20 protein-coding genes and 2 pseudogenes are annotated in these 24334 nt (G+C 57.2%); 11 read left to right on the forward strand and 11 right to left on the reverse strand.

The window, feature by feature from the left end:
* Positions 1 to 68: 68 nt before the first annotated feature.
* Positions 69 to 881, reverse strand: coding sequence for a hypothetical protein (locus AC4LF3_RS09500; protein WP_491835165.1), 813 nt, complete (start codon positions 879 to 881; stop codon positions 69 to 71).
* Positions 882 to 1079: 198 nt separating this feature from the next.
* Between AC4LF3_RS09500 and AC4LF3_RS09505 the strand changes: the two genes are divergently transcribed.
* The 3 genes and pseudogenes from AC4LF3_RS09505 to AC4LF3_RS09515 form a co-directional block, all read left to right on the forward strand.
* A complete protein-coding gene (locus AC4LF3_RS09505) occupies positions 1080 to 2399 on the forward strand; it encodes an MFS transporter (protein ID WP_073449702.1) in 1320 nt (439 codons plus the stop codon).
* A 335-nt stretch (positions 2400 to 2734) separates the two neighbouring features.
* A pseudogene (locus AC4LF3_RS09510) lies at positions 2735 to 3811 on the forward strand (methyl-accepting chemotaxis protein); the annotation flags it as partial.
* 264 nt (positions 3812 to 4075) lie between these two features.
* Positions 4076 to 4666 (forward strand): annotated as a pseudogene (locus AC4LF3_RS09515) (methyl-accepting chemotaxis protein); the annotation flags it as partial.
* Positions 4667 to 4794: 128 nt separating this feature from the next.
* On the opposite strand, the gene AC4LF3_RS09520 reads toward AC4LF3_RS09515, so the two are convergent.
* The gene (locus tag AC4LF3_RS09520) at positions 4795 to 5019 is read right to left on the reverse strand and encodes a hypothetical protein (protein WP_010798231.1); all 225 of its coding nucleotides are present in this window, start codon (positions 5017 to 5019) and stop codon (positions 4795 to 4797) included.
* 213 nt (positions 5020 to 5232) lie between these two features.
* Between AC4LF3_RS09520 and AC4LF3_RS09525 the strand changes: the two genes are divergently transcribed.
* The 7 genes from AC4LF3_RS09525 to AC4LF3_RS09555 all read left to right on the forward strand — a co-directional run bounded on the left by AC4LF3_RS09525 (position 5233) and on the right by AC4LF3_RS09555 (position 13068).
* Positions 5233 to 6351: an enoyl-CoA hydratase/isomerase family protein gene (locus AC4LF3_RS09525; RefSeq protein WP_475255770.1), complete on the forward strand. Its 1119-nt coding sequence runs from the start codon at positions 5233 to 5235 to the stop codon at positions 6349 to 6351.
* Between the two features lie 84 nt (positions 6352 to 6435).
* Entirely contained in the window at positions 6436 to 7389 is a 954-nt protein-coding gene (locus tag AC4LF3_RS09530; RefSeq protein WP_289928189.1) for an AraC family transcriptional regulator, read from the forward strand.
* 116 nt (positions 7390 to 7505) lie between these two features.
* On the forward strand, positions 7506 to 9164 hold the full coding sequence (locus AC4LF3_RS09535; RefSeq protein WP_074826295.1) for an AMP-binding protein: 1659 nt from the start codon (positions 7506 to 7508) through the stop codon (positions 9162 to 9164).
* A gap of 10 nt (positions 9165 to 9174) precedes the next feature.
* Positions 9175 to 9942 (forward strand): SDR family NAD(P)-dependent oxidoreductase, encoded by a 768-nt coding sequence (locus AC4LF3_RS09540; protein ID WP_491835166.1) that lies wholly within the window; start codon positions 9175 to 9177, stop codon positions 9940 to 9942.
* 11 nt (positions 9943 to 9953) lie between these two features.
* A complete protein-coding gene (locus AC4LF3_RS09545) occupies positions 9954 to 11141 on the forward strand; it encodes an acetyl-CoA C-acyltransferase (protein WP_434153483.1) in 1188 nt (395 codons plus the stop codon).
* 15 nt (positions 11142 to 11156) lie between these two features.
* Positions 11157 to 12290, forward strand: coding sequence for an acyl-CoA dehydrogenase family protein (locus AC4LF3_RS09550; RefSeq protein WP_010798237.1), 1134 nt, complete (start codon positions 11157 to 11159; stop codon positions 12288 to 12290).
* Positions 12291 to 12294: 4 nt separating this feature from the next.
* The gene (locus tag AC4LF3_RS09555; protein WP_491835167.1) at positions 12295 to 13068 is read left to right on the forward strand and encodes an enoyl-CoA hydratase; all 774 of its coding nucleotides are present in this window, start codon (positions 12295 to 12297) and stop codon (positions 13066 to 13068) included.
* Positions 13069 to 13106: 38 nt separating this feature from the next.
* Here AC4LF3_RS09555 and AC4LF3_RS09560 read toward each other — a convergent pair whose 3' ends face one another.
* Positions 13107 to 13649 carry a tetratricopeptide repeat protein gene (locus tag AC4LF3_RS09560; RefSeq protein WP_491835168.1) on the reverse strand — a complete coding sequence of 181 codons (543 nt, stop codon included), beginning with the start codon at positions 13647 to 13649 and terminating at the stop codon, positions 13107 to 13109.
* Positions 13650 to 13986: 337 nt separating this feature from the next.
* Here AC4LF3_RS09560 and AC4LF3_RS09565 point away from each other — a divergent pair, with 337 nt between their 5' ends.
* Complete coding sequence (locus AC4LF3_RS09565) at positions 13987 to 14595, forward strand: DUF1826 domain-containing protein (protein WP_491836272.1); 609 nt, start codon at positions 13987 to 13989, stop codon at positions 14593 to 14595.
* A gap of 130 nt (positions 14596 to 14725) precedes the next feature.
* Here the strand turns inward: AC4LF3_RS09565 and AC4LF3_RS09570 are convergent, their stop codons facing one another.
* The 8 genes from AC4LF3_RS09570 to kdgD all read right to left on the reverse strand — a co-directional run bounded on the left by AC4LF3_RS09570 (position 14726) and on the right by kdgD (position 24263).
* On the reverse strand, positions 14726 to 16024 hold the full coding sequence (locus AC4LF3_RS09570) for an Nramp family divalent metal transporter (protein WP_122042600.1): 1299 nt from the start codon (positions 16022 to 16024) through the stop codon (positions 14726 to 14728).
* 202 nt (positions 16025 to 16226) lie between these two features.
* On the reverse strand, positions 16227 to 17180 hold the full coding sequence (locus tag AC4LF3_RS09575) for a 2-hydroxyacid dehydrogenase (protein ID WP_150347441.1): 954 nt from the start codon (positions 17178 to 17180) through the stop codon (positions 16227 to 16229).
* A 145-nt stretch (positions 17181 to 17325) separates the two neighbouring features.
* Positions 17326 to 18849 carry a tripartite tricarboxylate transporter permease gene (locus AC4LF3_RS09580; protein WP_491835169.1) on the reverse strand — a complete coding sequence of 508 codons (1524 nt, stop codon included), beginning with the start codon at positions 18847 to 18849 and terminating at the stop codon, positions 17326 to 17328.
* A 10-nt stretch (positions 18850 to 18859) separates the two neighbouring features.
* On the reverse strand, positions 18860 to 19333 hold the full coding sequence (locus AC4LF3_RS09585; protein ID WP_010798244.1) for a tripartite tricarboxylate transporter TctB family protein: 474 nt from the start codon (positions 19331 to 19333) through the stop codon (positions 18860 to 18862).
* 64 nt (positions 19334 to 19397) lie between these two features.
* Positions 19398 to 20369, reverse strand: a complete 972-nt coding sequence (locus tag AC4LF3_RS09590; protein WP_010798245.1) for a tripartite tricarboxylate transporter substrate binding protein — start codon at positions 20367 to 20369, stop codon at positions 19398 to 19400.
* 52 nt (positions 20370 to 20421) lie between these two features.
* The gene (gudD, locus tag AC4LF3_RS09595; protein ID WP_491835170.1) at positions 20422 to 21777 is read right to left on the reverse strand and encodes a glucarate dehydratase; all 1356 of its coding nucleotides are present in this window, start codon (positions 21775 to 21777) and stop codon (positions 20422 to 20424) included.
* Positions 21778 to 21877: 100 nt separating this feature from the next.
* Complete coding sequence (locus AC4LF3_RS09600; protein ID WP_010798247.1) at positions 21878 to 23221, reverse strand: MFS transporter; 1344 nt, start codon at positions 23219 to 23221, stop codon at positions 21878 to 21880.
* 130 nt (positions 23222 to 23351) lie between these two features.
* On the reverse strand, positions 23352 to 24263 hold the full coding sequence (kdgD, locus tag AC4LF3_RS09605; RefSeq protein ID WP_074826324.1) for a 5-dehydro-4-deoxyglucarate dehydratase: 912 nt from the start codon (positions 24261 to 24263) through the stop codon (positions 23352 to 23354).
* Positions 24264 to 24334: the final 71 nt, after the last annotated feature.

Raw genomic sequence — 24334 nt, forward strand, 5'->3', positions numbered from 1 at the left:
ATAGGACCTTTTACCTGCCGGGACGACTGCACAACAGCCAGGAAAACCGCTACGTTGCGATCCAGGCCTCATGCACGTTGCAAGATATCCCCACGTAAATACCCACCGGCGTATCCACGAATCGGGTTACCGTACACGTCCTCAAGGCCCAATACCTCTCGGGCGCAGCTCATCCAGGCCTGAAGCATGTCTGGAGAGCCATTCAGGGCGCCGACCTTGATACGTCCGCTCCGTGGCTCCGGCATGCTGTACATGACGGGGCGCCCCAAGATGGCGGACGCCTCGGAGAGTTCGGGGATGTCGTGATCCATGGCATCGAAGAATTCATGGCCGGCGATGGAGATTGGTTTGAGCGCCTTGACCTGTTCGAGTGCCGCCTCGATCGTGGCTCGTAATTGATCAGGATTGATCTTTTGCCAGTTCGACCGGGAGGCGATACGCCACGCGCGTAGATCAGCCGGATCGACTCCAGGGCAGAGACCCTTGTAGGCTGCGCTCAGGCAATGGTCGGCGGCGGCAGCCAGTTGCAGCTCCGGCGTCGGCTCGATCTCCAGCAGCTGGCAGACCTGCCCCAGCGAGGAGCCTTCCCAGTAGCGCGCCGGAGGCATGTCATACCCCGGATCGCCTTCATGATGATGGTCTACCACGATATCACGAGGTTGGGAGGTATCGGCGAGGCCGCATTCCACCCAGACGATAGGGCCATGGGGCTCGCCTTGGCGGGCAGATGTGCGATCGGCTTTATAGGCATTGCCTGCGTATACCCGACGCTCATCCGCCAGCGCATAGGCCAGTCGATGCCGTGCCCTAAGAACCAAGGTCTCGATGAGCATCATTTCAGGATCTCGCGCACCAAGGATGAACAGGTATTTCATAAACATGACTGACGCTTCAGGGAGTTGAGTTATATCAGGGATAGGCGTATCGGATTAGACCCGCTGCCGTGCCATGGGTTGAGGCGAACACTTAGACGATTGACATGAGGGACTTCGAGATACGTTTACACTGTAACAAGACAGCGACTTCCCTGTATTCTGCGCCGCCTCATGTTTAGGCAAGAAGAGAGCGGGCACGTTTACATGCATAGCGACATTCATACGCCTACCCGGCGATTATCCTGGCAGGACCATAAGACCCTGGGTCTGGCGGCGCTGGGCGGTGCCCTGGAAATCTACGACTTCATTATTTTCGTCTTTTTCGCGCTGGTGCTCAGCCAGTTGTTTTTCCCGCCGGAAATGCCTGAATGGCTGCGGCTGCTGCAAAGCTTCGGCATTTTTGCCACCGGGTACCTGGCGCGCCCACTGGGCGGGATTCTGATGGCGCATTATGCCGACCGCCTCGGGCGCAAGCGTATGTTCAACCTGAGCATCCTGCTTATGGCATTGCCAAGCCTGCTCATTGGCGTGATGCCTACTTATGCGCAGATCGGCTACTTTGCACCGCTGATCCTGCTGGCACTACGGGTATTGCAGGGGGCTGCCGTCGGCGGCGAGGTGCCCAGTGCCTGGGTGTTTGTAGCAGAGCATGCCCCGGCCAATCACCGAGGTTATGCGCTGGGTATTCTTCAGGCAGGCCTGACATTTGGCTACCTGTTGGGTGCACTGACGGCCACGGTGCTGTCATCAATCTATGCCGAGAAAGAACTCCATGCCTATGCCTGGCGTATCCCCTTTATCCTGGGCGGCTTTTTTGGCGTCCTGGCGGTATGGCTACGGCGGTGGCTGAACGAGACGCCTGTCTTCATGGAGATGCAGGCTCGCAAGGTATTATCGGCGCGCCTGCCGTTATCGACGGTCCTGCGAGAACACCGCACCGCCTTGCTGCCGGCGGCACTGCTGACTTGCGTTCTGACTTCGGCAGTGGTCGTCTTGGTGGTTGTGACGCCTACCGTGATGCAGAAGTACTTTCATATTCCGACCAGTACCGCGTTCCGCATGAGCTGCATCGGTATCGTGTTTCTGAATATTGGCTGCGTCATCGCCGGGCGCATCGCCGATCGGATAGGTGCCTGGCAAGCGATGGGATTGTACAGCGCCGTTCTCGCCCCCGGTATTGCCGTCCTGTATGCGAGTCTGGTCAGCGAGGCGATAGCGCTCTGGCTGGGCTACGCAATCGCAGGTCTTGCCTGCGGCATTGTGGGCGTCGTGCCATCGGTGATGATCGGGCTGTTTCCCTCCAATATTCGAGTCACGGGTATTTCCTTTACCTATAACATTGCGTACTCGATCTGGGGCAGTATCACGCCGTTGATTCTGATTGCCCTGATGCCGGTCAGCCCCTGGTTCTGCGTGGGCTACTGTGCGGTCATGGGCCTGGTCGGACTTGTCCTTATGCTGGCTTACCGGCATGACCCTCGATTGTCGCGGCCCCTGACCGATTTCTCCTCCTCGTCAGACTGATTTTGCTTCTGCACCTGTCGTGTCGGCTGAGCATCCGGCAAGGCAGGCGCGACGAGGTGTTGTCCTAACCGACAGGCTGCAATTCAGCTTTTCTGGTCTGCGCCGATAGAGCCTTTTAGCTAAGTAGACATGGGAAAGGCACCATGAAATTCAAGTCCATTCAGTACACCATCATGGCGTATGCCGGTGCCTGTATCCTGGCGATCGTCATCGCCCTGGTGGGGTATGCGTTGGTTACCGGCGAGCGTACACAGGATCAGGCGGCCAAGGGTACAGAGGCGTTGTTTGAAAAGGTCATCCAGGAGCGGCTGATTTCTCTGGCCGATGCCAACGTCATGCATATCCAGCATGACCTTGAAAAGCCATTGAACATCGCAGCATCACTGGCGCAGCTGAGCGCCTTGGCTGCCAGCGATCCGAGCACCAGCGTCCATCTGTCGCGAGATGAGCAGGATCGAATCGTTCGAAATGCGATGGAAAAGCACCCTGAACTCCTGGGCGCTTATCTGGGCTGGGAGCCCAATGCCTTTGCAGGTGACGACTATCAGTTCATGGGGCAGCCTGGGCATGACAGCACTGGCCGCTTTCTGCCGTACTGGTTCCGCAATGCCGATGGTACGCTCGGCCATGACATCATTCAGTTCATGGAAAGCCAGAAACGCTCCGACCTGGGCGTGCGCGAGGGCGAGTACTATCTGTGTGCCAAGGAAACGCAACAGCTTTGCGCCGTTGACCCCTATACCTATGACGTCGCTGGCAAACCTGTCCTGATGGCGTCGTTTACCGCGCCTATCATGGTCAAAGGCAAGTTCCAGGGTATTGCCGGTGCGGACCTGTCCGTCGGCTTTATCCAGGATGCTCTGGTCAAGGCCAACCAGTCGCTCTACCAGGGCGCAGGTCAAATGGCACTGATTGCCAGTAATGGTGCCTTGATTGCCTATACCAAGGACGCCGGCCAGCTAGGCAAGTCTGTCAGCACTCTGCTGGATGAAAACGAGCTGAATAATCTGAAGCAGCTGAAGTCGACCGAGCCGCTATACGACTATGACGAAGCGCATGGGCATATCGAGCTGTTTCTACCGTTCAAGGTTGGTAACACGTCTGCTCAATGGACACTGATGATCCAGCTGCCCATCCAGGCCGCACTGGGCGAGTCTCTGAAGCTTCACGACGATATCAAGGCGCAGAGCGATCGAAATACCTTCGGAATGGGATTGGTCGGCCTGGCCCTTGCCATTATCGGGCTTGGCGCGCTGTGGCTGGTAAGCCGCAGTATCACCCGACCACTGAAACAAATGGTGCTGATGCTGGACGACATTGCTCAAGGCGAGGGTGATCTGACTCGTCGGCTGGATGAAAACCGGCCCGATGAGCTGGGTGCCATGGCAAAGGGTTTCAACCGCTTCCTGGCCAAGCTGCAAGCCATGATTACCCAGGTAGTATCCTCGGTACAAAAAGTGAGCGATGCATCCGAGCATACAGCAGAGATCGCCATTCACACCCAGCAAGGGGTACAGAAGCAACAATCTGAAATCGATCAAGTGGCAACGGCCATTCAGGAAATGTCCGCTACAGCTCAGGAAGTTGCCCGCAGTGCCAACCAGGCGGCCGAGGCGGCAGGTAATGCGGATCAGTCAGCCAATCACGGGCGGACCATTGTGCAGAACTCCAGCGATGCGATTTCCGCACTGGCTGCCGAGATCGACCGTGCGGTTGTCAGCGTGGAAGGGCTGGCCAAGGACAGCGAAAACATTACCACGATCCTGGTCAGCATTCGCGGCATTGCCGAACAGACCAACCTACTGGCCCTCAACGCAGCCATTGAGGCGGCACGGGCTGGTGAGCAGGGCCGCGGCTTTGCCGTAGTGGCGGATGAAGTTCGTAATCTGGCGGGCAAGACTCAGCAGGCGACTCAGGAAATCCAGACCATGATCCAGCAGCTGCAAAGCGGTACGCAGGACGTGGTGCAGATCATGCAGGCCAGCCAGGCGAAGACCGAGACCAGCGTGCAGCAGTCTTCCGAGGCCGCAGCTGCGCTGGCGGCGATCACCGAGGCGGTTTCCGTCATCACGGAAATGAACATCCAGATCGCGGGAGCGGCCGAAGAGCAAAGTGCCGTGGCTGAAGACATCAACCGTAATGTCACGGTGATCGGAACGGTTGCGTCTGAAGTGGCCCAGGGTGCAGAGCAGTCGTCGCACGCCAGTGCCGAGCTGACACAGCTGGCCGAGCAGCAGCGTCGCCTGGTCAATCAGTTCAAGGTCTAACGGCAGAACTGCCCGCCCGCGACAAGGGCGGGCAACGCAGGGAAGCAATCGGAGTAGGGGAGGGCGGTTCTTACACTGCAATACGGCGATAAGAACACGACCCTCTCAGGTCAGCAGCGTGGGCCGGGTTACAGCTCAGCCAGCCGGATGAGATAGCCGTCGATTTCTTGCACAGGCATGCCAGTTTCGGTGCAAAGGTAGGTACTTTGCACCACCTTGTCGTCAAGAATCATCGGTGAGTTGGCAGCGTCTTTCCCTTTCAACTCCGTCAGTGCTTCTTTCAAATCAAATACAGCATCGCTATAGCTAACCAGCTTGTGACCATACTGGCCCTGCATGATGAGAAAATGCATGAGGTTTGTCCTGTAGGTTGCTGACCTGATTAGTTATAGGTGACTTTTAGGCATTTACAAAGCCCCGCTAATCGGCAAGCGGCTAACTTCTTATCACCGTTAGGATTAATTGTCTCCCTTGGGTGGAATGTGCTTATCTGATAGGGCATTTCTCATGGCCCCGTCGCTCCTGGCAGACAGGGCGACCGATAAGAACAAGACGAGAGCACCTACATGAGTGAGCGCTGCATCCAGGTAACGGAACTGCCACTGGCCTCTGGCAAGCGGCTCGGGCGCGTGACGCTAGACGCACCGAGCAGCCTGAACGCCCTGTCCTTCAACATGGCCGTCCAGCTGGAAGAACAGCTCAGGCACTGGGCGGAGCAGGACGATATTGACGCGGTCTGGCTGGAGGGAACTGGTGAAAAGGCCTTTTGCGCGGGAGGCGATATCGTCGCGCTCTACAAGGCCATGCGGGAAGGAGAAGCTGGGCCGGGCAAGGCAACCGGTGAGTACTTTACGCTGGAATACCGGCTCGATCACTTCATCCATCATTACCCCAAGCCGCTTATTGCCTGGGGGGCGGGTTACGTCATGGGAGGAGGGCTTGGGTTGCTCGCCGGTGCCTCTCATCGCGTGGTATGCGAGAGCACCCGTGTTGCCATGCCTGAGGTCAGCATCGGGTTATATCCCGATGTAGGGGCGAGCTGGTTTCTCAACCGCATGCCGGGCCGTTGCGGGCTGTTCCTGGGCGTTACCGGCGCACAGCTTACGGCGCGTGATGCGGTTTTCGTCGGGCTGGCGGATCGCTGCATTGCAGCGGAGCGGCGTGAACAGGTCATTGCCGATTTGCAGGCCATGCCCGATAGGATGCTCGGCCATGCCTCGGTTGCACAGGTGCTGCGCCAGCATGAGCAAGCAAGCATGGCCGTGATGCCTGAGCCAAATGTGCAACCGCTCTTCGATACCCTTCAGGCCCTGACGGATTTCGATGATGACAAAACCGTACTTGCTGAAATCAAGGCCTACAGCGGCGATAATCCCTGGCTAACCAAGGCGGCCAAGACATTGGCCCAGGGCTCACCGACTTCGGCGGCCATCACGCTGCGTCAGCTCAGGCGCAGCAAACGCTGGTCGCTGGCCGAGGCGCTGCGCAGTGAATTGGACCTGTCGGTGCGCTGCACTCAGCTCGGTGAGCTGCAGGAGGGGATACGCGCCCTGCTGATCGACAAGGACCGCCAGCCGAAATGGCATGCAGATCCACTCGCAACGGACGACACGGCTTGGCTGGATGCCTTTTTCGAGCCTGCCTTTTCGGCCCACGAGCATCCGCTGCGCGCCCTGAGGGACTGATCAGTGGTCAGCCGTGCCGTTCCCAAGGGCACCATCTCGACCTATCTGGTGGAGGAGGCGCTACAGGCCTTTGCTGCGCGGGGAATGAGCCATGCGGAATTATTGTGCGACATCGGGCTGGCGCCAGACTGTCTGGCGGAGCCGGGCGGCCGGGTGCCCGTCCCCTTTTACGGGCGCATCTGGCGGCGTCTGGCCCGGCGCTTTGATGATGAGTTTTTTGGCATGGACCCGCGTGGCATGCGGTCCGGTAGTTTCGAGTTTCTCTGCCGGGCCTGCCTGTCCCAACCTACGGTAGGCGCAGCGTTGATCCATGGGCTGGCTTTTCTCGGGCTTACCTTCGAGCGTCTTCGTGGTGAGTTGGTCCGCAGCCAGAGCCTGGCGGAAATTATATTGCGTGAGCCCGCCGGGGCGCCCAATCGAGCCTTCGCGTATTTCACCTACTGGATGATCGTTCACGGCGTAGCCTGCTGGCTGGCTGGCCGCCGGATCCCGATCCTGGCAATCGAGCTGCGCTGCCCCGAACCCGCCTTTACGGCCGATTACAAGGTCATGTTCTCGGACAACCTGCGTTTCAACCAGAGCCGGACACGGATCATCTTTGCTGCTGAGGTGCTGGATGTGCCGGTAAGACGCAGCGAGGCGGACCTGCAGCGTTTTCTGGCTGAGGCACCCTGCAATATTCTGGAGAAATACCGCGATTCGGATAGTTTGGCGAGCCGGATCAAGCTGCAGCTGCGGCAATTGCCGGGCGAGCAATGGCCTACCAGTGAAGCCCTGGCGCACACCCTGTGCATGTCGCCTGCAACCCTGCGGCGGCGTCTGGCAGAGCAGGCGCAGTCCTACCAGGCGATCAAGGATACCGTACGCAAGGAACAGGCGATCGACTGGCTGGCCGATCCCTCGATGACCTATTCGGACATTGCTACTCAGCTTGGCTTCGCTGATATCAGCGCCTTCTACAAGGCCTTTCGTAAATGGACCGGAACCAACCCTGGTCACTACCGCAACCTGATTCTCGCCCAGGCCGACTCTGCCTGATTGTCCAAACCGCTCAGCCAGATTGAAGGGTTTGACCATTGCAAGCCAGCGCTGGCGCGATACAGTCAAAAAAGACGCTCCTGACGTTCCAATAACAACAAGCCGAGGAACTGATCATGCAGGACTATCAGGCTGCCTATTCCAGCTTTGATTTCCCTTCTGTTGTTGCCAGCCGACTGAGCGGGACGCTCGAGTCGCTCAACGCCTGTATCGAATGCTGCGACCGCCACGCCCTGCCAGGCCGTATCGCCCTGTTCTGGGAGGGCCGCGACGGCAGCAGCGAAACCTGGACGTTTATCGACCTCATGCAGCGCGCGGCCCAGTTCGCCCATTTTTTGGTGGCCCAGGGGATAGGTCCGGGTGATCGTGTGGCGGGCCTACTGCCGCGTACGCCAGAGCTTCTTGTGACGATCCTTGGCACGTGGCGGGCCGGTGCGGTCTATCAACCCGTGTTCACAGCGTTTGGCCCCAAGGCCATCGAGCATCGACTTACGACATCAGAGGCGAAACTGGTCGTGACCGATGGGGCCAACCGAGGCAAGCTGAGCGACGTCGATCATTGCCCCACCATTGTTACGCTGGGTGGCCGACGCGGTCTGGGCATTGAGCGGGGCGACTTCAGTTTTTGGAGCGAACTGGAAAAGCATCCTACCCATTTCGAGCCGGTCATGCGTGCAGGGGATGATCCTTTCCTGCTCATGTTTACTTCGGGCACCACAGGCCCTGCCAAGCCACTGGCCGTTCCGCTCAAGGCCATCGCTGCGTTCATGGGTTACATGAGCGATGCCATCGATCTGCGTCCGGAAGATGCCTTCTGGAATGTGGCTGATCCCGGCTGGGCCTATGGACTGTACTACGCCGTGACAGGCCCTCTGGCGCTGGGACATCCCACTACGTTTTATGATGGTCCCTTCTCGGTGGAGAGCACCTGTCGCATCATCCGCAAATATGGCATTACCAACCTGGCCGGTTCGCCTACTGCTTACCGGATGCTGATCGCCGGTGGTGACAGCGTAATCGACTGCCTCAAAGGGCGGCTGCGAGCGGTCAGCAGTGCAGGAGAGCCGCTCAACCCGGAGGTAATCCGCTGGTTCGCGCAGAACCTGGGCGCGACCATCCATGACCATTACGGGCAGACCGAGCTGGGCATGGTGCTGTGTAATCACCACGCACTGGAGCATCCGGTGCGGCCCGGCTCGGCAGGCTTTGCCAGTCCTGGACACCGAGTCGTGGTAGTGGATGACCAGGCGCAGGAGTTGCCCGCAGGCCAGCCCGGTATTCTGGCGGTAGATCTCTCACAGTCGCCCATGTGCTGGTTTGGTGGTTATCTGGGGCTGCCTACCAAATCCTTCGTCGGCCCTTACTACCTCAGCGGCGATACGGTCGAGCTGAACGATGACGGCAGTATCAGCTTTGTGGGGCGATCCGATGATGTGATCACAACGTCGGGCTATCGCGTAGGACCGTTCGATGTGGAAAGTGCCTTGATCGAGCATCCGGCCGTGATCGAGGCGGCCGTAGTGGGCAAGCCTGATCCAGAGCGCACCGAAATCATCAAGGCATTCGTCGTCATTCATAGCCGGTACTGCGATACCCCAGAGCTTGCCGAAGAGCTGCGCCAGTACGTACGCAAACGCCTGGCCGCCCATGCCTATCCGCGGGAAATCGAATTTGTGGCGGAGCTTCCCAAAACCCCCAGTGGCAAAGTTCAGCGATTCATCCTGCGTAACCAGGAGATTGCGAAGGCCCAGGCTACCCCGGCATCTGCCGCCTAAGGAGTGCTGTATGCAGATTGAAAACAAAACGTTCCTTGTGACCGGTGCGGGCTCGGGCCTGGGGGCTGCTACCGCGACCATGCTGGTGGAGGCTGGAGCCAACGTTATGCTGGTGGATATGCATGCGCCCAGTGTCGAGGCGAAGGTCGAGGTACTTGGCCCACGGGCACGCTGCGCCGTGACCAATGTCACCGACGAAGCTCAGGCGCGTTCAGCCGTAGCCGCCACGATGGAGGCTTTTGGCGCCGTTCATGGGCTGGTCAATTGCGCAGGTGTCGTAGGGGGTGAAAAGGTACTGGGAAAAAGCGGTGTTCATGGTTTGGACAGCTTCAGCCGAGTCGTCGGCATCAATCTGATTGGCAGTTTCAACATGCTGCGTCTGGCCGCCGAAGCTATGACGCAGGGCGAGGCTGAGGCCAGTGGCGAACGTGGCGTCATCATCAACACCGCTTCCATTGCGGCCTTTGACGGGCAAATCGGGCAAGTAGCCTATGCAGCCTCGAAAGGCGGCGTCGCCAGCATGACGCTACCGGCTGCCCGGGAGTTGGCACGTTACGGGATACGGGTCATGACCATCGCCCCAGGTATCTTCGAGACGCCCATGATGGCAGGCATGACAGAGGCCGTGCGCGAATCCCTTGCTACAGGCGTGCCGTTCCCGCCGCGTCTTGGCAGGCCTGAGGAATATGCAGCCCTGGTCAGGCACATCATTGAAAACAGCATGCTCAACGGCGAGGTGATTCGTCTCGACGGCGCCTTGCGCATGGCAGCCAAATAAGAGAGATCATCATGAATCACGATCCCATCGTTATCGTCAGTCTTGCCCGCACCCCCATGGGCGGTTTCCAGGGCGATCTGCAAGGGCTGAGCGCAACGGAGCTGGGCGCCCAGGCCATCGGCGCGGTTATCGAGCGTAGCGGCATCAGCGTTGAGGCAGTAGATGAGGTGCTCATGGGCTGTGTGCTTCCCGCCGGCCTGGGGCAGGCACCGGCACGGCAGGCTGCACTGGGTGCAGGCCTTACCCAACACACACCCTGCACTACGCTCAACAAAATGTGTGGCTCCGGCATGCAGGCTGCCATTCTTGGCCATGACCTGCTGCGGGCTGGCAGTGCCAACGTTGTCATTGCCGGGGGCATGGAAAGCATGTCCAACGCACCGTATCTGTTGGATCGTGCCCGCGCCGGCTATCGCATGGGCCATGGGCGCGTACTGGATCATATGTTCCTGGATGGGCTGGAGGATGCCTATGACAAGGGTCGCCTCATGGGGACTTTTGCCGAAGACTGTGCCCAGCAGCATGAGGTCAGCCGTGCTGCCCAGGATGAGTATGCGATGGCCTCTCTGACCCGGGCGCGCAAGGCCATCGAGGAGGGTGCCTTTGCGGCCGAGATCGTGCCGGTTAGTGTCAAGACCCGTAAGGAAGAACGCCTTATCCGCGATGATGAGCAGCCGCCCAAGGCCCGGCTCGACAAGATTCCCGAATTAAAGCCTGCGTTCCGTCAGGACGGTACGGTAACGGCTGCCAATTCCAGTTCGATTTCCGATGGTGCGGCGGCGCTGGTACTGATGCGCCGCTCCGAGGCCGAGCGGCAGGGGCTGACACCATTGGCCGCTATCCACGGACATGCAGCCTTCGCCGATGCACCGCATCTGTTTCCCACGGCGCCCATTGGCGCCATCCAGAAGCTCATGAAGCGGACAGGCTGGTCGCTGAACGACGTGGATCTGTTCGAAATCAATGAAGCATTTGCTGTAGTTGCCATGGTCACCATGCGCGAGCTTGGGCTTCCCCATGAAAAGGTCAACGTTCATGGCGGTGCCTGTGCATTGGGCCATCCTATTGGCGCTTCAGGTGCACGGATTCTGGTGACCCTGATTTCGGCCTTGCGCCGTCATGGGCTGCGCCGAGGCGTAGCGGCCATTTGCATTGGCGGCGGCGAGGCAACCGCGATGGCCGTGGAATGCCTGTATTGATGTGAGGACAAGATCATGCTGATTACCGAAGAACAACAAAGCATTGCCGACATGGCCCGTCAGTTTGCTCAGGAGCGGCTGCGTCCGTTCTCGGCAGAATGGGACCGCGAGCATACCTTTCCTCGAGAAGCGTTACGGGAGATGGCTGAGCTGGGTTTCATGGGCATGCTGGTGCCTGATACCTGGGGCGGCTGCGAGACAGGTTATGTTGCCTATGCACTGGCCCTTGAGGAAATTGCCGCCGGTGACGGAGCCTGTTCCACCATCATGAGCGTGCATAACTCGGTAGGCTGCGTCCCGATTCATCACTTCGGCACCGATGAGCAGAAAACCCAGTTTCTGATACCGCTGGCTACGGGTGAAATGATTGGTGCCTTTGCACTCACCGAACCTCAGGCTGGCTCGGACGCCAGTGATCTACGGACCAAGGCACGGCGGGAAGGTGATGAGTACGTAATCAACGGGGCCAAGCAGTTCATTACCTCCGGCAGTAATGCAGGCGTTGTGATTGTCTTTGCCGTGACGGATCCATCCGCTGGTAAACGAGGCATCACCGCCTTTCTGGTGCCAACCTCAACACCCGGCTATTCGGTCGTTCGTGTAGAGCACAAATTGGGCATTCATGCCTCCGACACCTGTCAAATCCAACTGGACAACGTGCGTATCCCGGCGGCTTATCGGCTGGGCGAGGAAGGGCAAGGCTACAAGATCGCCCTGGCCAACCTTGAGGGCGGACGCATCGGTATTGCAGCGCAAGCAGTGGGCATGGCTCGCGCGGCATTCGAATATGCACGCGATTACGCCCGTGACCGGCAGACCTTTGGCAAGCCTATCGTCGAGCATCAGGCTGTGTCTTTCCGCCTGGCGGACATGGCAACCGAAATCGCCGTGGCTCGGCAGATGGTGCTGCATGCCGCCGCGCTCAGGGATGCCGGCAGGCCTGCATTGGTCGAGGCCTCCATGGCCAAGCTGTTTGCCTCCGAGATGACGGAGCGCGTCTGCTCCGCTGCGTTGCAAACCCTGGGTGGCTATGGCTACCTCAACGACTATCCGCTGGAGCGCATCTATCGCGACGCCCGGATCTGCCAGATTTACGAGGGCACCAGTGATATTCAGCGGCTTGTCATTGCCCGCCATCTAGGAGAGTAACTTTATGTCCTATGAAACCCTGGTGATCGAAATACAGGAGCGTGTCGCGCTGATCACGCTCAACCGTCCTCAGGCCCTGAATGCCCTAAACACGCAATTGATCGACGAGCTCAATCAGGCGTTGGACGGGCTGGAGCGGGACAGCACCATTGGCTGCATCGTGCTGACCGGATCGTCCAAGGCCTTTGCGGCAGGTGCGGATATCAAGGAAATGGCCGACCTGACCTTTCCTGACATTTATCTAGATGATTTTTTCTCTGCTGTGGATCGTGTCGCCAGCCGGCGCAAGCCGATGATTGCAGCCGTAGCCGGATATGCCCTGGGAGGTGGGTGTGAACTGGCGTTGCTATGCGACTTCATCTACGCCGCGGACAATGCCAAGTTTGGCCTGCCGGAAATCAAGCTTGGCGTCTTGCCGGGCATGGGAGGTACTCAGCGGCTGACTCGGGCGCTGGGCAAGGCCAAGGCCATGGAAATGTGCCTGACCGGCCGCATGATGGAGGCACCGGAAGCCGAGCGGGCAGGGTTGGTAGCCCGCATTTTCCCTGTGGACAGCCTTGTGAGCGAAACCCTGAAAGTTGCTCATGAGATCGCCAACAAGTCGTTGACGGCAACGCTGATGGCCAAGGAGAGCATCAACCGGGTCTTTGAAACGAGCCTGAGTGAAGGTGTGCGGTTCGAACGACGTATTTTCCATGCCGTCTTCGCCACGGCAGATCAGAAAGAGGGCATGAACGCCTTTGTTGAAAAGCGAGACGCAAACTTTAAGCACCAGTAATACCGAGGCTGGGTCTGATGGAGGACCCAGCCATTGTTTCAGGGAAGCGTAGACAGCCGCTGGCAGCTGTTCTCGAACTTCTTGTCACAGGCGCTCTTGTAGAGCTGCTTGGCCTGAAAGGTATCCTTGGGCAGGCCATGCATGCCTTCCATATAAAAGTTACCCAGCATGTGCTGAGCCATGGGATTGCCACCGGCTGCCGACTGATTAAGGTATTTGATCATATCGGCCTCGTTGGCCAGGGCCGGATCAGCTTGTCCTGAATACAGAAATGCCAGGTTCACGGCTGCCTCGGGATGACCGCGGTCAGCGGCCAGCTTCCACCAGCGCTCGGCCTGTCTCAAATCCTTGGTTGGCTTGCCCATGAAATAGAAGCTGCCCAGTTGGATCTGCGCGTCGATATCGCCACGCTCAGCCATCGCTTTGGCGGTATTGAAATCCATGGGCGCTTGAGTGGTCGGGCTAGCCGCAGTGCCTTGGGTGAGTTGGTCGGTTGTTTCTGGCGTATCCGCTTCTTGATGGGCGCAGCCACTCAACAGCATAAGGCCAAGCAGTGGACCTGCCAGTTTTCTAATGAGCATTCGTTCTCCTTGATAATAACGTCCGGGTCTGGCCCTTAGGCTTGTACATAAACGAAAGATTCAACACGCCGCAACGCATCGCTTCAAGAACATTGTCTTGGCGCACATGACCACTATCCGAGAGATATCAAAGGTGATCACAGGATAGAGAAGGCATTCTCAAAAGCTGATTGTGTTATGTTATAACCTAATTGAGTATTGTGTGTTTGAGTCTATATCCGACAGGTCCTGCCCGTGCTGCGTCAATACGCATTTACACCCAACATACTGACCTCTTGTTTGTTAGGTGGGGGAAGCAAGCCTGTGCCTGACGCTTTAAAAAGTGAGTCTGATGAACATGGCAGAACCTAGCGTTACACCCCGGCAAATAGCAGGCGATACCCCTGCCGTTTTGGCTGATGTGCTCCATGAGGGTATCAATCTCGCCATCTGGAACCGCTGCCTTCCTTTGCACATTGAACAGTTCGCCCGGATGTTGACCGGCGTGGCCGAGCCATTTGCCCAGTCTCTGGTAGTGCAACTGGAGGATGCAGAAGCCGAACCCAATCTGAGTCAGTTGGCCGGCACCCATAAGGATTTGGAGGGCTACGAAGGGTTTGTTGCAGACGTCGCCTGGCTGGTCAAAGCCTTCGCCTATTTGCTCAATGCCCGCCGAGTCGGGGTGCGTTTGCGCTTGCTGGACAAGGCAATGTGCCCACGCTTTCACGTTGACCACGTGCCGCTTCGGCTGGTGGCGACCTATTCCGGGCCGGGCAGTCTCTGGTCAGGCAAAAGCCAGCTGACCACTATCTCTCTGGACGAAGCCCATCAACTCGCGCCGGGTGCAGTGGCGCTGCTCAAGGGTGAGAAGTGGGAGGGCAACGAAGGGGCAGGCATCGTGCATTGTTCGCCTGCCTTGGCGGCGGGCGAGAAGCGCCTGTTTCTGTCACTGGACTGGCTGGCTTAGAGAGGTCAAAAGCCTATCACTCATTAGAACCTACGTTGTATTGATTAGGTATGGAAGAAAGAGCCGGTGTCTGGTTGGAACGGTTGACTTCGAGGAAGGCCTGAGGGACGAAACCCTCAGGCCATGTGGATCAGCTGAACAGATTGATACCCAGTTGGAAAGCAATCCATACGGCCAAAGCTGTCGCGAACCCCAGCGCGATGTTCTCGAACCAGTTGTTCCGGTATTTACCCAATAGTGATTTCTGGTTGGACATGATCAGCAGTCCAAGGGAGATCACCGGCAAGCCAATGATGTTCAAGGCATTGACTGCGATCGTCAGGGTAACGAAGTTAGGCATCCCCGGAAGCGACCACACTAATGGCGTAACCAGGATAAACAGCATGAACCACTTATGCATCGGATCATGGTGCAGGACCTTGCCGTAGCGCTCACGGCGACCGGGGCGGATGTACTGGAAAGCATCGGTAATCAACATGGGCAGGGCGGTTGTCTTGCCTGAAATGCTGGCAAACAGCGTTGCGAACACGCCCACAAAGAAGATCAGCCATCCCCCTTGGCCAAAATACAGCTCCAGCGCAGCGCCCAGATCATCCAGCGTATTGACCTGAATACCGTTGGGCCGCAGGATCTCTGCGCCTACGACCCAGATGGCCAGGTTGATGATAATGCCGACAATCACCGCAAACAGAAGGTCGTTACGCTGGATGCGTTTGTGCTCAGGCCCTGTCCAGCCTTTTTCCTTCATCACATAGGGGTGAACGAAATTGGAAAACGAACCCGCCACGGCACCGATGACAGATACCGCCACCAGCAGCGCACCGTGAACGCCTTCATCGGCTGGTATGCTGAAACCGATGGTTCCACGCAGGATGCCGCCCATATCCGGCGTAGCCATGATCGCCAGGGTCAGGAAGGCCAGTGTCATGATAGCCAGTAGCAACTTCATGACGCCTTCGATCATCGCATAGAAGTTTCGCCCCACCAGCATCCACACGGCCAGCACGACCGCCACCGAGCACAATAAGGGCTGGTTAATGTGCAGCAATGTCGAAAGCGCCTCGCCGGCCCCCTTGATCATGTAGGCATTGGTCAGGTGTGCCATGATCAGCGCATAGCCAAACATGAAGTAGGCGAAGAGCGGGTGAAGTTGGGCATAGCCTTGCAGGATGCTCATGCCCTGGTTGTTGCACAGCTGGAAGCGGGCAATGATGTTGACGATCAAGAAGCGGAGCAAAAGGGATACGGCCAATACCCACATCATGGCATAGCCATAATTCGAGCCGGCGACCGATGAGGTGATCAGGTCGCCCGCGCCTAGCCAGGAGAGCACTGCGATAATGCCAGGGCCGAGCACCTTGGCGAGGTTGGAAAGAGAATAACGGGAAGTACTGACTGCCTTTTTGGAAACCGATTCGGTATGTGCCATGACGTAACTCTCTGAATAGGTTGATTGTTCTTGTCACTATCAAGAGCGTTTTGCAGTCCAATGTCGGCAGACCTACTGCAGGCCATGGAACGGGGTTCGGACAAGCCCGCCTCGTTGGTATGTAAGCGATCTGAAGGTGGTCGTGTCTCCTGTTGAGAAGGGAACGTTAAGCCTCCGGTGAAACCGTTGGAGGCTCGGTGGATTACACGGGGGTCTTGAGTTTTCCGCTCGTGAAATACAGATTGAGATTTTCAAGCACAAGATTGGCCATGGCCTGACGTGTCTCATGCGTCCCGCTGCCCAGATGGGGTGTCAGGACAACGTTATCCATTTCCAGCAATGGCTGAGGCACTTCGGGTTCATGGGCGAATACATCAAGCCCGGCGCCTGCAATAACGCCTTGTTGCAGTGCACTCACTAGCGCGGCTTCATCTACCACCGAACCACGGGCAATGTTGATCAGGAAGCCATCCTTGCCCAATGCCTGTAGTACGTCTGTACCGATAAGGTGATGGGTCGCGTTACCACCGGGGACCGCCAGCACCAGAAAGTCGGACTGGCTGGCCAGCGCCTTCAGGTCCGGCTCGTAGCGGTAGGGCACATCTGCTTGTTGATGGCGACCATAATAAGCAACATTCATGTCAAAGGCGGAAACCCGCTTGGCTATGGCTTTGCCAATGTTGCCCAACCCCACAATACCGCAGGTCTTGCCGCCGAGCTTGCGTCCCAGGGGAAACTTTTCCTTGAGCCAGCGGCCATTGCGAACGAAGCGGTCTGCCGCGCTGATGCCGCGAGCTACGTCGATCAGCAGGGCAAATGCAGTGTCGGCCACGCAGTCGTCCAGTACGCCTGGTGTATTGCTGACCGCTACCCCTCGGTCTCGTGCAGTAGCAATGTCAATTGCGTCATAACCCACGCCGAAACTAACGATAACTTTCAGGTTGGAAAGCGCCCGTATTACCTCGCCTTTGCAGCCATGAATTCCGCTGGTGACAATCCCTTGAATAGAGTCACCATGACTCTTGAAAAAGGTGTTTTTGTCCTCGACTTCCCAGAGCTTGTAGACTGCATACATCGATTCGATCTGCTGCTGTAGCGCTGGCAATAAAGGACCAATCAGTAAGAGCGTAGGCGTTTGATTTGTGGTCTCGCTCATAAGCGTCTCCTGTAAAGAGATGGAGTATGTTCGTCTGGCCTCTTTTAAAGGTTAGTCAGCTTTTTGTTGTGTACTGTTAATAAGGCGCTCGCGACGTGTGGTGCTAACTCAAACGCGCCCGGCGCATTCGCACCGGGCGGTAAGGTCAGGAGCGCATTAGTTCGGCGGCTCCTCCCTTCTTGGACGGGCGCAGCGTGCCATACACATGCCAGGCGACCGAGAGAGCAGCCAAAGCCAGGAAAGTGGCGCAAATCGGATTGGTCAGGAACCCCGTGAAGTTTCCATCCGAAAGCATCAGCCCACGCCGCAGGTTGGTTTCGGCCATCGGCCCGAGGATAAATCCGATAATAAATGGCGCAGCAGGTATACCGCCTTTCACAAAGCCATAGCCAATCAGGCCAAACAACAGAATGGTCCAGATATCGAAGATACGGCTACTCAGGCCAAACGCACCCACTACGCACAGTACAAGGATGATGGGCAGGAGGATGTGCTTAGGTACGGCAAGCAGTTTGATGAAGATACGCAGGCCATAAAACTCCAATATCAACATCATGACGGAAGCCAGGAGCAGGGCGGCAAAAATGGTATATACCAGCGGTCCCTGACTCATGAATAGCATCGGTCCTGGCTGAATGCCATGAATCATAAAACCACCCAGCAGAATGGCTGTGACGGCATCGCCGGGAATTCCCAGAGTTAGCAGCGGAATCATCGCACCGCCGATTCCGGCATTGTTAGCGGTTTCACTGGCTACCACACCGTCGATTACACCTTTGCCAAACTTCTCGGGATGCTTCGAGCGTTTCTTGGCTACGATGTAGGACACGATGTTCGAGGTGCCAGCTCCTACGCCGGGTAGAATCCCGATGCCGATACCGATCAATGATGAGCGAATCGAGTTGGGCAATTGACCAATGAATTCCTTCATTGAGAAACCAAATCCCTTGATCTGCTTCATGCTGACCGAAGCAACGGCCGCCTTGCGTTCTGACCGCACGCTTTCAGCGACTTTAATGATCTCGGAGATGGCAAAAATGCCCACCAGCACGGTAAGAATCTCAAAACCGCTGTTGAGGTTAGGGGTATCAAAGGTAAAGCGCCGGATGGCATCTACCGGTGCAATGCCTACCGTGGCAAAGACAAAGCCTACTACGCCGGAAAACAGGCCCTTGATCATCGAGCCGGTCGAAAGCGTGGCGATCAGCGTCAGGGAAAAAATCGCAATCCCGAAATACTCATGAGGGCCAAACCGCAGGGCAACTTTGGCTAGCCAGGGAGCGATAAACATGAGTGCAGCGATACTGACAATCGTACCGATAAACGAGAATACAATCCCTGCACCGAGTGCCTTGACGCCTTCACCTTTCTCCATCATCGGCGCGCCGTCAAACGTTGTCGCAATGGACGAGGGCGTGCCAGGAATCTTCAGTAGGATGGCCGAAATCAAGCCGCCTGACGTCGCGCCAATATACAGTGATACCAACAGCGACAAACCCGCAGCAGGTCCCATTGTGTAAGTCAGTGGCAGGCTCAGAGCGATTGCCATGACAGCGGTGAGACCCGGTACCGCTCCAAATACGATCCCAACGGCTACGCCCAAGGTAATAAGGATTAAAATCTGAAACGAGAATACGGCGGAAAAGCCTTCCTGCAAGAGTTCTAACATGGCCGTCTCCTTATAGGTCCAGGAATCCGGCCGGTAGCATCAGATCGAAGCCATGGCGGAAAATGAAATAGATAGAGGTTGAGGCGATAACGGCAATGATCAGATAGTTCACATGTTTGACACGGTGGCTGGCGGGTGTCAGTACGATGAACTGTAGATAGAGATACAGCGCGGTGATCACGAGAAAACCTACTGTATCCAGCAGGGCCGCATAAAGAACAATCAACCCCAGCGTCTTCAATACAGTTGCATAATCAGCCGGAGCACTGACGCTTTCGTTGTCCCCCTCAGGGTTGGCCGGCTTTCTGCTGGCAATCAACTGCATTACGCCTAACAGGCACATCATCATAGAGAGGGCATAAGGTACAAAGGCGGCGTCAACAAAACCTTTGCGGGGTAGGTTCATTGTCATGAACAGGTAAATCAGACCAGCGCCAAGCATAACCACGCCGATCACAAGCTCTTTTTTCTTGTGGCTTTCCATATAACGTCCTCACATGGAAACAGCAGCGCCAGGCTCGATTGACGAGCCTGGCTGGCAGGGTGGCTTACTTGTTTTGCTGCAACATATCCTTGTACTGCATGAACGTTTCGCGCGTTTCCTTCAGACGAGCAACAGCCTGTTCAGTATTGTAGTAGCTGACCGGCTGCTTGAAGCCCTGCTCAAGATCTTTCGCATAAGCAGGCAATTCAGTAATCTGCTTCATGACGTCAGCCATTTTCTTAACGATGGCTGGGTCCGTCCCTTTGGGAAAGGCGATGATGTAGGGTTTATCCATGACAAAGTCGATACCCTGAGACTTGAAGGTCTTTACATCACCCAAAAGCGGGTTCGGCTCTTCGTTAGGCTGCGCCAGGATATGCATATCGCCGGTTTTGACATAGTCCTGTACGGCGCCATAGCTCACTGCAGACATATCGATACGGCCGCCAAGCAGGGAAGTGACTTTCTCAGCTGCCGAACCAGTATCAACCATCTTAAGTTGTACCCCGGCAAGCTTCTGGAAGATAAGTCCCTGCAAGTGCGAGAAGCCACCCAGCTCTGTTCCATAGATAACGCTATTAGGTTTTGCCTTGGCTTTTTCGATTAGTGCGTCCAGCGAGTCGACGCCGGATGGCTTACCCGATACAAATACGGCTCCTTTGTCTACCGCAGCGATGCTGGATATGTCGAAGGCGTCATAGCTGTAATCCACCAGGCCGGAAACCTCGTTGACAATCAGTTGGCCGACGTGAGCAAACAGGATCGTATTGCCGTTGGGCTCGGCATTCTTGACCTGGGAGGTGGCTACAGAGCCGCCACCTCCGCCCATGTTGGTAATGACCATCGATTTACCCGTGATCTGGGTAAAGTACTTAGCCATAGTGCGGGCGTTGAAATCCGTATCACCGCCCGCACTGGCAGGCACAATGACCTGTACCGGACGAGTAGGCCACTTGGTTTCCTCTGCAGCAAAAGCACTGCTTGCAGTGAGTGAAACGAATGCAGTCAGAAGGGAGGCGCATAAAGCTTTTTTCATTGTTTTACTCCAAGGTACGGCTATGCTGCGTGTATTGATGGAACGAACAAATTCAGCGGACCATGCAAGGACGCTTGTTATTGAATGTCCAGTTCGGCACGAGGAACTGCATGGCTACAGCATCATCCCGTGCGCCCAGTCCCATGCCTTTGTACAGCTCGTGGGCCTTGGCAACCTGATCCATGTCGATCTCGACGCCCAGTCCCGGCTTTTGCGGAACAGCGACCAGACCGCCCTTGATCTGGAAGGGCTCCTTGGTCAGGTGCTGGCCGTCCTGCCAGATCCAGTGTGTATCGATGGCTGTGATTTTTCCTGGCGCGGCCGCAGCGACGTGGGTGAACATGGCCAGGGAAATATCAAAGTGATTGTTGGAGTGCGAACCCCAGGTCAGGCCCCAGTCATTGCACATTTGCGCAACACGAACTGAACCTTGCATCGTCCAGAAATGCGGGTCGGCCAGCGGGATATCCACGGACTGCAGCTGGATAGCATGACCCATCTGACGCCAGTCGGTCGCAATCATGTTGGTAGCAGTCGGAAGGCCTGTGGCGCGGCGGAACTCAGCCATCACCTCACGGCCGGAGTAGCCATCCTCAGCTCCACAGGGATCTTCGGCATAGGCCAGTACGTCATGCTTGTCACGGCAAAGAGCGATCGCCTCCTTGAGTGACCAGGCACCGTTCGGGTCCAGCGTGATCCGCGCTTCGGGGAAACGTTCAGCCAGAGCCGTCACCGCTTCCATTTCTTCTTCGCCGCGCAGCACGCCGCCCTTGAGTTTGAAGTCGTTGAAGCCGTAGCGGGCATAGGCTGCTTCGGCCAGGCGCACCACAGCTTCCGGGGTCAGGGCTTCCTCATGGCGCACACGGAACCAGTCATTATCGGCCTCTGGCTCGCTGCGGTAGGGAAGATCAGTCTTGTTGCGGTCGCCTACGTAGAACAAATAACCCAGCATTTCTACAGCGTCGCGCTGCTGACCTTCGCCCAGCAGGGCGGCAACCGGAACGCCCAGGTGCTGACCGAGCAGGTCCAATAGGGCGGCTTCTACAGCTGTTACGGCATGAATGGTGATGCGCAGGTCAAATGTCTGTAGGCCTCGACCGGCAGCATCACGATCCGCGAACGTACGGCGCATCTGATTAAGGATGTTGTTGTAGGTACCAATGGTCTGTCCAACGATGAGTGCACGAGCATCTTCAAGGGTCTGCCGGATCTTTTCGCCGCCGGGCACCTCACCCACGCCAATATGGCCTGCATTGTCTTTCAGGATAACGATATTGCGAGTAAAGAACGGACCGTGTGCGCCGCTGAGGTTGAGCAGCATGCCATCGTGCCCTGCAACCGGAACGACCTGCATGTCGGTGATGACGGGCGCTTGTGTGAGAGCCTCATGAGTGACCTGTACGTTCATACCTATTCCTCTTCACGCTTTATTCTTGTGGCAGGCAGTGGAGTACTGCCGGTACGCTTGTTTAGGTAACGCCCAGCGGTAAAGCCGGGCGTAGTGGGAGTTAAACGGGCTTGAGTTCCAGGCCTGTGCTGCCAGCGTCTGGTTTCTGTCCTTTGGGCTTGGTCCGGGCAAAGAACACCACGATGGCCGCCAGGATGGACGTAGCTGCCAAGCCATAAAGGCCGCCCTGGATTGAACCGGTCCGCTCTTCAAGGATGCCGAAGACAGTCGGTGCAACGAAGCCACCCAGGTTGCCCAGCGAGTTGATGAGGGCCAATACGGCTGCTGCGATGCGAGCATCCAGGTACGCCTGGGGAATCGGCCAGAAGCATGAGGATGCGGACTTGAAGCCGATGGCGGCGAAGCAGATGGCAACGTAGGCAAAGATGGGGCCGCCTGTGGTCGACATGAACATGCCTGCCGCCGCTACCAGGAGGGCAACGGCAACCCAGGCCTGCTGGAATTTCCAGCGTGCCGAAAGCGAGGCGAAGGCATACATGGCCACAATGGAGATCAGCCAGGGTACGGAGTTGAACAACCCGACCTCAAAGTCGCTGATGTTGCCCATTTTCTTGATGATGCTGGGCAACCAGAACGTGGCGGCATAGATGGTCAGCTGGATGGCAAAATAAATCACGCAGAACAGCATGATCTGGGAGTCTTTGAGCAGTTGCATCAGAGTCGGTTTAACCGTCTGTGCCTGTTCCCGCTGACGTTGCTCATCCTCAATGGTTGATACCAGAGCATCCTGCTCTTCGCGCTTTAGCCATTTGGCATCATGGGGCAGTGAGTCCAGCCAAAACCAGACAAAGCCGCACAGCGCAACGGAGAAAAGCCCCTCGATCAAAAACATCCATTGCCAACCGTGCAGGCCCAGCCCCTCGATTTGCAGCAGGGCGCCTGTTACCGGGCCGGAAATGATCGAGGCGATAGCCGATCCGGAAAGGAATAGCGCAATGGCCTTGCCGCGCTCGGCACCGGGTAGCCAGCGAGTAAAGTAGTAGATGACACCCGGAAAGAAGCCCGCTTCGGCCACACCGAGCAGAAAGCGCAGGATATAAAAGTGCGTTTCGTTCTGGATAAAGGCCATCATGGCAGCCACGATGCCCCAGGTGGCCATGATGCGTGTCAGCCAGGCGCGTGCGCCAACCCGTTGCAGCAGGATGTTGGAGGGGACCTCAAACAGCGCATAGCCGACAAAGAACAGACCAGCGCCCAGACCATAGGCGGCTACACCAATGCCCAGGTCAGTTTGAAGATGGTTTTTGACAAACCCGATGTTCACGCGATCAATGTAATTGACGATGAACATGATGATGAACAGCGGTAGGACGTGTCGCTTGACCTTGGCGACTGCGCTCGCCAGAACGTCGGCTGATACAGCCGATTGAGCGGTATGGCTCATGAATGCTCTCCCACTTTTATTGTTGTGGCGGGTACTGCATTGTCAAAAAGGGCGGGGCGGACCGCCCTTGGCTGTAAAACAGGCTCGGTTGCAATACGCTGCGTAGGGGGCACGCAACCGGCCCAAATGCTTACTGCGGACCGAGTTTGTCCATCAGCGCAGCCAGACGCTCGTACTCGTCAGGCTTGAGGTCGGTCAGCGGTGCACGTACCGGACCGGCGTCGTAACCTGCGATCTTCGCACCGGCCTTGACGATGCTTACCGCATAACCTGCGCAGCGGTTACGGATGTCCAGGTACGGCAGGAAGAAGTCATCGATCAGCTTGCCCACGGTCTCGTGGTCATCCGCAGCGATGGCCTTGTAGAAGTCCATGGCCGTCTTGGGAACAAAGTTGAACACCGCCGAGGAGTACACCGGTACACCCAGCGCCTTGTAGGCCGCGGCGTAGACTTCAGCGGTCGGTAGGCCACCCAGGTAGGTGAAGCGATCACCCAGGCGACGGCGGATGGAGACCATCAGCTCGATATCGCCCATGCCATCCTTGAAGCCGATCAGGTTGGGGCAGCGCTCGGCCAGCATTTCCAGCTGGTCAGGCTTCAAACGGCAGACGTTACGGTTGTACACCACAACGCCAAACTTGACGGACTTGCACACCGCCTCGACATGCGCGGCTACGCCTTCAGGGCTGGCTTCGGTCAGGTAATGCGGCAGCAGCAGGATGCCCTGGGCACCCAGGCGCTCGGCTTCCTGAGCCTGCTGGATCGCTACGCGGGTTGGGCCACCGGCACCGGCCAGAATCGGGACCATGCCCTTGCAGGTGTCCACGGCCGTTTTGATGATGTCGGAGTATTCCTTCTGGTCCAGCGAGAAGAACTCACCGGTGCCGCCCGCCGCAAACAGGGCGCTGGCACCGTAGGGCGCCAGCCATTCCAGTCGCTTGATGTAGGTATCGCGGCGGAATTCGCCCTGCGCATCGAAATCGGTTACCGGAAAGGACAGCAATCCGGATGAAAGGGTGTGCTTGAGTTCTTGCGGATTCATGTATTGCACCCTGCTGAGAGCCATGAGGTTTGTTGTTGTGGATTTAGCCTAACCTCTCATCAGTCGTCATA

The organism is Pseudomonas sp. C2.3V (genome assembly GCF_058536325.1).

Bases quoted from the DNA above. Each gene is read 5' to 3' on its own strand.
- kdgD (WP_074826324.1), bottom strand. From the start codon at position 24,263: ATGAATCCGCAAGAACTCAAGCACACCCTTTCATCCGGATTGCTGTCC.
- gudD (WP_491835170.1), bottom strand. From the start codon at position 21,777: ATGAACGTACAGGTCACTCATGAGGCTCTCACACAAGCGCCCGTCATC.
- AC4LF3_RS09530 (WP_289928189.1), top strand. From the start codon at position 6,436: ATGAGCCATGCGGAATTATTGTGCGACATCGGGCTGGCGCCAGACTGT.
- AC4LF3_RS09500 (WP_491835165.1), bottom strand. From the start codon at position 881: ATGTTTATGAAATACCTGTTCATCCTTGGTGCGCGAGATCCTGAAATG.
- AC4LF3_RS09525 (WP_475255770.1), top strand. From the start codon at position 5,233: ATGAGTGAGCGCTGCATCCAGGTAACGGAACTGCCACTGGCCTCTGGC.
- AC4LF3_RS09585 (WP_010798244.1), bottom strand. From the start codon at position 19,333: ATGGAAAGCCACAAGAAAAAAGAGCTTGTGATCGGCGTGGTTATGCTT.
- AC4LF3_RS09535 (WP_074826295.1), top strand. From the start codon at position 7,506: ATGCAGGACTATCAGGCTGCCTATTCCAGCTTTGATTTCCCTTCTGTT.
- AC4LF3_RS09560 (WP_491835168.1), bottom strand. From the start codon at position 13,649: ATGCTCATTAGAAAACTGGCAGGTCCACTGCTTGGCCTTATGCTGTTG.
- AC4LF3_RS09520 (WP_010798231.1), bottom strand. From the start codon at position 5,019: ATGCATTTTCTCATCATGCAGGGCCAGTATGGTCACAAGCTGGTTAGC.
- AC4LF3_RS09565 (WP_491836272.1), top strand. From the start codon at position 13,987: ATGGCAGAACCTAGCGTTACACCCCGGCAAATAGCAGGCGATACCCCT.
- AC4LF3_RS09545 (WP_434153483.1), top strand. From the start codon at position 9,954: ATGAATCACGATCCCATCGTTATCGTCAGTCTTGCCCGCACCCCCATG.
- AC4LF3_RS09505 (WP_073449702.1), top strand. From the start codon at position 1,080: ATGCATAGCGACATTCATACGCCTACCCGGCGATTATCCTGGCAGGAC.
- AC4LF3_RS09580 (WP_491835169.1), bottom strand. From the start codon at position 18,849: ATGTTAGAACTCTTGCAGGAAGGCTTTTCCGCCGTATTCTCGTTTCAG.
- AC4LF3_RS09540 (WP_491835166.1), top strand. From the start codon at position 9,175: ATGCAGATTGAAAACAAAACGTTCCTTGTGACCGGTGCGGGCTCGGGC.
- AC4LF3_RS09590 (WP_010798245.1), bottom strand. From the start codon at position 20,369: ATGAAAAAAGCTTTATGCGCCTCCCTTCTGACTGCATTCGTTTCACTC.
- AC4LF3_RS09575 (WP_150347441.1), bottom strand. From the start codon at position 17,180: ATGAGCGAGACCACAAATCAAACGCCTACGCTCTTACTGATTGGTCCT.
- AC4LF3_RS09555 (WP_491835167.1), top strand. From the start codon at position 12,295: ATGTCCTATGAAACCCTGGTGATCGAAATACAGGAGCGTGTCGCGCTG.
- AC4LF3_RS09550 (WP_010798237.1), top strand. From the start codon at position 11,157: ATGCTGATTACCGAAGAACAACAAAGCATTGCCGACATGGCCCGTCAG.
- AC4LF3_RS09600 (WP_010798247.1), bottom strand. From the start codon at position 23,221: ATGAGCCATACCGCTCAATCGGCTGTATCAGCCGACGTTCTGGCGAGC.
- AC4LF3_RS09570 (WP_122042600.1), bottom strand. From the start codon at position 16,024: ATGGCACATACCGAATCGGTTTCCAAAAAGGCAGTCAGTACTTCCCGT.